The organism is Acidiphilium sp. PM (assembly GCF_000219295.1).
Lineage (GTDB): Bacteria > Pseudomonadota > Alphaproteobacteria > Acetobacterales > Acetobacteraceae > Acidiphilium > Acidiphilium multivorum.
On record NZ_AFPR01000003.1, the window covers coordinates 1 to 6,790 of the forward strand.

The following is a 6,790-nucleotide window of genomic DNA, read 5'->3' on the forward strand; positions in this document are numbered from 1 at the left end:
GAAGATGTATCGAGTTCCATCCTGACTATTGAGAAGGCTAGCGATCTGCGTGACCGCGCTACGCGCTGTGGCTGCTGCCGTACTCAATGCGCTCCCACTTAGGGAGTTGACACCTTCGAACTGCGTTAACGCTTTGGATGCAATATCGCTGATCGTCTGTATTGCATTCTGTTGCACGCCCATCTGGCCCTGTGCAACTTTCAAGTTTGAAATTGTATTGTTAAGCGTGGCGATTGACGAGTTTAAGATGAGCGTTTGGCCGGCGGATCCGGGCTGAGCAGTTTCGAGACCAGCATACGTCGTTGCGACATATCCGGTCTGCGATTGTATGGTTAGTTGCGCCAGTTTCTGACTAGTTATGCTCGAATCTGCTGCCAGTTGCTGGATTAGACCGAAGTTGCCAGTGGATAGGCTGGCAATTGATGTGCTCATTGGACCATCGCTTGGACGGCTTGCCACATTTGCTGTGCAATCGTCACTGTCTTTGCGTTTGCGGCGTATGCGTTTTGTAGTGTGACAAGAAGACTCATCTGTTGGTCGATATTGACGCCACTGGTTGAGGAGGCTTGAGCCTTGAGTGCGGTAACCAAGTTGCCGACATTTGAAACCTGGGTCTGAGCAGCGCTGCTTATCGAGGCTTCATTTGCCGTGAAGTTGGTCGCGATTGCCGACAGCGACCCAGACCCGGAGTAGGGAAGGGACACGGTGCCGGTTGCGTCGGTGTAAGCAGTGATTGCAGGAGGTTGAGCGCTCCCACCCACTGTGGTTGTGCCGAACGCGGAGTTCAGTACATTTTGGATCAATGCCGTGTAGCCAGCAGGGCCACCGGCAGGATTCGGTGGAATTGGCGTTCCGGAGGCGTTCGTGACGGTAACATTACCATCTCGGACCAGGGCGGGATTTGAAATGACTGCCGGATTTACTGTAATTACCGCAGAAAGACCTTTTGTTGCGGCCGTTGGCACATTGCCAATAGGGTCTGTAAACAAGCTGAGGCCTGCTCCAGCGAACCGACTCGACAATGCCTGTGAGAATGAATCTAGTCCAGCTTGGATTTGTGGGAGTGTGGCGTTAATAAGTTGCTGCGCGCCGCCCAACTCGCCGCCAAAAGTAACTGGGGTTCCGCCAATCGAATACGACGTGTTATTTGTTGTGGTGGTTGCCGTGATCGGTGATGACCCATTAAGTGGCAATTGTATTCCGTTCGCCGTGAACAGGGCTATGGAGCCGTTCGTCTGCGTAAGTGCTTTGGCGCCGGTGAGCGATGCGATAGTTTGGATGGCTGCGTCACGCTGATTTGCTAGGTCGGCTGTACTTTTGTTCTGCTGCGCAAGATTGACGATCTGCGCATTCAGCGACCCAATCGTGCCGAGAGTCGAATTCAGTTTCTTGATATCCGCTGTAATCGTACTTGCCGCAGATTGGCCAGCCGATTGCAAGGTACTGGCAATTGAGTTGATCTGCCCCGTCAGTGTCTTTGCTGCACTTACGACCGTGTTCTGCTGTACGACATTCGATGGGTCGGTCATCAAGGTCTGGAAGCCAGACTGGACATTGGCGAGCAGGCTTGGCAGGTCGTTGCCTTGACCTGGCGTGCCCATTACCTGATCAATGCCCGATAGTGTCGTTGATATGACGGCTTGATATGATTGCTGAGCGATCGAGTTGTTGACCTGTGTCTGTATGCTGGTGTTGACCTGACGGGTCGCCGGCGCGCTGATCACGCCGGAACCTTGGCCGCCCGCTGTCGCGGCGGACAGATTTGCGGTTTCAACTGAATAGCCGGACGTATTCGCGTTCGCAATGTTTTGCGAAACTACGGCCAATTGCTGATCGATCGCACTTAGGCCGCTGCTTGCGATCGCGAGTCCCGTGCCAACACTCATGCGTTGTATGATCCCGTGAAAAAATTACGGAAGGGTAAATTGTTACTGAACCATATTCACAGTGGTCGTGAGGATCTGCTGTGCAGCGGTGACGACCTTGGTATTTGCCGTATATGCCTGTTGGGCGTTGATTAGATCGGTAAACTGTGTGGCGATGTCGACGTTTGAGTTCTCGACGGAGCCGGTGACCAGAGCGCCTCCGCTGCCACCTACTGCATTGATTGTCGCGGCTCCGGAGGCTTGGGTGGCCGTCTCGATCTGTCCGCTCTTGTTTTGCAGCGCGTCGGGTGACGCGAAGGAGGCGAGGGGAATCTGGGCAATCTGTTTGGAGAAGCCGTTTGTATAGTTTGCGGTGATATTGCCTTGTGTGTCGATCGACAGGTTGCTGAATGCACCGGAAGGTGAGCCATTCTGGCTTACGCCCTGGAGATTCAGACTCGTGCCGGCGTATTGGGTGAGGCCGGCGGTGCTCCCGGGGGCTCCAAAATCCAGCGTGATGGGTTGCGCGCTGCCATTATAGCTCGGCGAGATCTGTAGTTGCCCGGCAGCAGCGGGCGTTGTCCCAGTGCCCGCTGTGATCGAACTCAGCGTTCCGTTCGTATTGAAAGCCATAGTTGCGGAACCCACCGTCGAGGGTGTCGCGTTCGGTGAGGAGACGTTCAGTGTCCACGTATTTGCCGAACCAGTGACCGGAGACCAGCTTAGGTTGAGTGGCTGCATGTTGCCAAGCGAGTCGTAGACATCAACCTGAGTGGTGACGGGGGTCGAACTCGGTGTGGTTGGCAACGTGGCCGAAAGTGTAACATTGGAGGTCGGAACCGGCGGAGACGCCCCCTGCGAAACCTGGATCGGTGCGAGCGACGAAGTGTTGACGGTGCCTGTCGTCGGGTTGACGGACCACCCGTCAAGATAGGCGCCGGCGCCGTTTACAAGGTATCCGGATGAATTCAGGGTAAAATCGCCTGCGCGAGTGTAATATTGCTGAGCGTCGAATGTCTGCGTTGTCTTTCCAGCCGTGGTTGTGGTCGGACCGGGGAGACTGACGTTGAAGTATCCATTGCCGTTTATTGCCAGAGAGAGCGGATTGCTCGACTGCGTTATCGTCCCCTCGACCGTATTTGTGTATTCGGGATTGGCAACAACGGAATCAGGTCCATTATTGGAGGCCGTACTCTGAACAAGGTAGTTGGTGAAGTGAGTATTAACGCCCTTGTAGCCGATGGTCTGGGAGTTCGCGATGTTATCACTGATATTGGTGAACGCGCTGGATTGGGCCTGAAGGCCGCTGACCGAAGTATCCAAAGCACCGAAAATCGACATCCTGTCCTCAGCTCCATAGGGTTGGGGGCTTGCCCGTGGCACTATCGCACATGTCTTGTGCCGCAACGGGCTGCATCCGTTCGCTGACCGTCCTGCACGAAGCGTGCCAAGTGTGGGAACTGAGTTTTGCAGTCATTCGGTCCCATAGTTGAAATTGCCTACCCGGCAGAATCGGCCGGGTTTCATGGATATAGCCCTGCAAATTTTGCCGGCTTGCCTCCGAGAATGCAGCGCCAGCCGCCTTTCGTCGCGTATTTTTGTTTGGCCGATATCTTGCATGTGGGGCGGCATGAGCATTGGAACCGCCATTTCCGCCGTGCCGGCTACGTCGACTGCGAGCGCAGCCGCCGGCGCGACTTCAGGATGCGGAACTGCAGCGCCGGCGTCGACAAGCGCCGTGCCGACGTCGGATTCGTCCGGGCCCGCGAGTGTTTCAGGTACTCGCACCATAAGCGCGGGGCAGGGGAGTGCGGATTGCGGTGCCGGTAAGGCCGCTTCAGGCTCGTTTAGCGCGGCTCTCGCCGGCGCATCGGCATCATCGTCCCAGCACGCGGCGGGAAATGCGTCCCAGTCACCAAGCTCGACCACGGACGCGAAATCTGCGTCCGATCCACATGCTCATCATGGCAACGGCAATGGAACGTCATCCGCCGCCCTGATGCGCGATCGGACGGCATCACCGCCGGGCGCTGCTTATGCCAATGCGCGGGGCATGGCTCCAGTCGCCACGGAACACGGCAAGGCGCCGAATAAGAGCGGCCATCATGATCTTGCCCGGGCCAACGCGGCGCCCTCTTCGGGCCAGGCGCAGCAGGCGCAGGCTGTGCAGACCTCGCAGCCAACGCCCGTATCGGCAGGCCTATCGGCTCAGGCCTCCGCCGCGTTGGCCGTCCAAGCATTGTCTTCGCATCAGGTCGCCGATATTGCTCCACAGTCTGACTCTCATGCGCCCGTGGTGCCCGGTTTGGCGAGGCAAGTGACACCGGCTACCGACGCCAAGGCACAGTCGGTCCCTGTTGAGGGTTCCGCAGGCTCGCCCGGGTCAGCCACTACCGGGTCGTCGTCTCAACTGGCGGCATCTTCAGGAAGCACGACCTCGGGCGTCCCCCATTCAACAATCGACTCCCTGGCCCGTGAGGCCATCGGCCGTCTCCAATCGGCGGCAGGCGGGCAGGCCCACCACACGGCTGCTGCCGGTCCGTCATCATCCGCGACCGCTCATGCGAGTGCCGAGACACGGATATCTGCGACATCAGCCAATTCGACGGTTGCAAGACAGGTTCAACCGGCAATGTCGTCGGCAGGACCGGCTCCAGTGGTGAGTATCTCGTCATCTGCAGTTCCGGCACTTCCAGGGGGAGGGGAGACGAATGGTGCGGCCAGTAGCGCCTCTTCGAATTCCGTGTCCGGACAGATCGCGGCCGCGTTGGTCGGCGTCAGCCAGATCCAGCCGCCTCAGGGCAGCTCAAGCGCGACGCCAGGCACACGTCTCACCATCGCTTTGGCGCCCCCTGCCATCGGAACCGTGACGCTTCAGATCGACCGCCATGCTGATGGGAGTTTGACTGTTGCGATCGGCGCATCGCATGCTGACACCCTCCAGCAACTGCAGAACGATCGAAATACTCTAAATCAGGTCCTGACGCAGGCCGGTCTGCCGGACACCCATCGAACAGTTACGTTCGACCTGATTGCGCCGCACGCAGACGCTTCTGGTTCGCATCAGGCTAGCGTTGGCGCCGGTGCGAACGGATTTGGTGGTGGCTTCTCCCTTGCCGGAGGCGGGCCTAACGGTGGTTCATCGGGTAGCGAGGGAAGTGGCCGGTTGCCCGTCTACGTACGGAGTCCCGCTGCCGCAGCAGGCATTGCATCAGCCGTGGACACGGTATCATCCGTTCCGGCCGTGACGTTGCGTCGCTTCGGCGTGAACGTCGTGGCCTGACCCAAATCTTCATTTGCAGCGCCGAATTCAATCCAAAAGGAGATCTTCATGACCAGCAGCGTCGCATCAGTTGCCTATCAGCAGAGTCAGCTCACGGCAGCCGCGAATGCCGCCGCTGCAGGCATCGGCTCGTCGACGTCATCAAGCGGTACGAGTGGTGCGTCTGGCACGAGCAGCACATCCGGCACGAGTGGCAATTCCACGACGAGCGCGCTCGGCGCCCTGTCGTCGAACTACAATGACTTCCTGACCATGCTCACGACCCAGTTGCAGAACCAGGATCCAACCAGTCCGATGAGTTCAAGCCAGTTCACCTCGGAACTCGTACAGTTCTCTCAGGTCGAACAGCAGATCAGCACGAACCAGAGCCTGACCCAGCTATTGCAGCTGACCCAGGCCGGCGACCTGACCCAGGCGAGTTCGATGCTGGGAAGCAAGGTGACCGCTACATCGAGCCAGTTGCCGCTGCAGAACGGAACCGGGACGCTCAATTTCACCGCGCCGACTTCGGGGCCGGTCGCCATCGCGGTGTATAACGGTGCGGGGCAACAGATTCTCGATACGTCGATGAACGCGACAGCCGGCAGCAATTCCTGGACCTGGAATGGCAAGGATGCAAGCGGCACTACGGTGCCGGACGGTGCCTACAAGGTTGCGGTGGTCGAAGGAGGCGCGAATGGCAGCACGACGACCCTGCCGTTCACGGTCACCGGAACCGCGACCGGTGTCACCAGCGGGTCGAACAGCGTCTCTCTCCAGATGGGCGGCGTTTCGGTACCTTTCACCGCGGTTACCAACGTCACAAAGTAACGGTCGGCCGGCGCTTACGGCTGAGGATCGACGCACAAAAAGAAGCGCGCCCGGGAGCAATGCCAGGGCGCGCATTTTTAGTGGCCGACTGTCTCAGAAGTTATATTCGAGATAGAAGCGGCTGCTGAAATAGGGATTATGATTGTATTGCGTATAGCCAGCCCGGTTTTCCGCTTGCGCGATATCGGTGTCCTCGGCGACCGACAGCCCTTTCAGCACCGATGAGAGATCATACGATGCGCTGGCATCAAGTGCCCAAAGTTGCTGGTTCGGGATAAACTGAGTTGAGAGGCCATTTTGGCCGTTGTTGAATCCGTACGCTCCACCGTAATTATAATTCGCCGCATCGCCGCCGAACCCAAAGCGGGCAAGGTAGCGGATATATGACACGTTAACCTTCAGCTTCTTGTTGAGGAAAGCGTAGCTCGTCGTCACACCATATGCATAGCCTGGCCCCAGATTCGCGATGCCGGTTTGCATGGTATCTGTAAAGGAAGTGCCGGTATTATCATTGTACGGGTGTACAACACCGCCATGATGGAACGAATTGTACTCCGTCGGCGCATAGTCGCCAACCAGCGCGATGCTGCCATCGCCAAAGGAATACCCCAATTTTGCACCATAGATGTGTGCATTGACGCTACCAACATTGTTATTTGTCAGAGCGGCGATATTGTTAGAATTTCCAGCGGAATTGCCTTCCGTCAGGGCCTGGACAGCACCAAAGATGGCCTGACCGTTGCCTAGGGGCTGCACGACATCAAGCTGGCCATAAACCATCTGCGCGTACTGATAGAAATCATAATACCAGGCCTGCGCGGTCAACTGCATA

The 6,790-nt window shown here is 57.6% G+C and carries 6 protein-coding genes and 1 pseudogene; 2 read left to right on the plus strand and 5 right to left on the minus strand.

Annotation, left to right across the window (positions count from 1 at the left end; all coding sequences use genetic code 11):
* From APM_RS22345 to APM_RS22455, 4 genes are all read right to left on the minus strand, one after another.
* Nucleotides 1-432: hypothetical protein (locus tag APM_RS22345; RefSeq protein ID WP_371259402.1), on the minus strand; the 432-nt coding region annotated here is incomplete at its 3' end.
* Nucleotides 429-1,886 carry a flagellar hook-associated protein FlgK gene (gene flgK, locus APM_RS20005; RefSeq protein WP_007421305.1) on the minus strand — a complete coding sequence of 486 codons (1,458 nt, stop codon included), beginning with the start codon at nucleotides 1,884-1,886 and terminating at the stop codon, nucleotides 429-431. The genes flgK and APM_RS22345, both read right to left, overlap by 4 nt.
* A 42-nt stretch (nucleotides 1,887-1,928) precedes the next feature.
* Nucleotides 1,929-3,206 carry a flagellar hook protein FlgE gene (gene flgE, locus APM_RS00045; RefSeq protein WP_007421306.1) on the minus strand — a complete coding sequence of 426 codons (1,278 nt, stop codon included), beginning with the start codon at nucleotides 3,204-3,206 and terminating at the stop codon, nucleotides 1,929-1,931.
* A 132-nt stretch (nucleotides 3,207-3,338) separates the two neighbouring features.
* Nucleotides 3,339-3,794, minus strand: a complete 456-nt coding sequence (locus APM_RS22455) for a hypothetical protein (RefSeq protein ID WP_231844451.1) — start codon at nucleotides 3,792-3,794, stop codon at nucleotides 3,339-3,341.
* Nucleotides 3,795-4,608: 814 nt separating this feature from the next.
* Here APM_RS22455 and APM_RS22460 point away from each other — a divergent pair.
* Nucleotides 4,609-5,148 (plus strand): flagellar hook-length control protein FliK, encoded by a 540-nt coding sequence (locus APM_RS22460; protein ID WP_240314235.1) that lies wholly within the window; start codon nucleotides 4,609-4,611, stop codon nucleotides 5,146-5,148.
* 48 nt (nucleotides 5,149-5,196) lie between these two features.
* On the plus strand, nucleotides 5,197-5,958 hold the full coding sequence (locus APM_RS00055) for a flagellar hook assembly protein FlgD (protein ID WP_007421308.1): 762 nt from the start codon (nucleotides 5,197-5,199) through the stop codon (nucleotides 5,956-5,958).
* A gap of 93 nt (nucleotides 5,959-6,051) precedes the next feature.
* Here APM_RS00055 and APM_RS21185 read toward each other — a convergent pair.
* Nucleotides 6,052-6,790, minus strand: a pseudogene (locus APM_RS21185) (hypothetical protein); the annotation flags it as partial.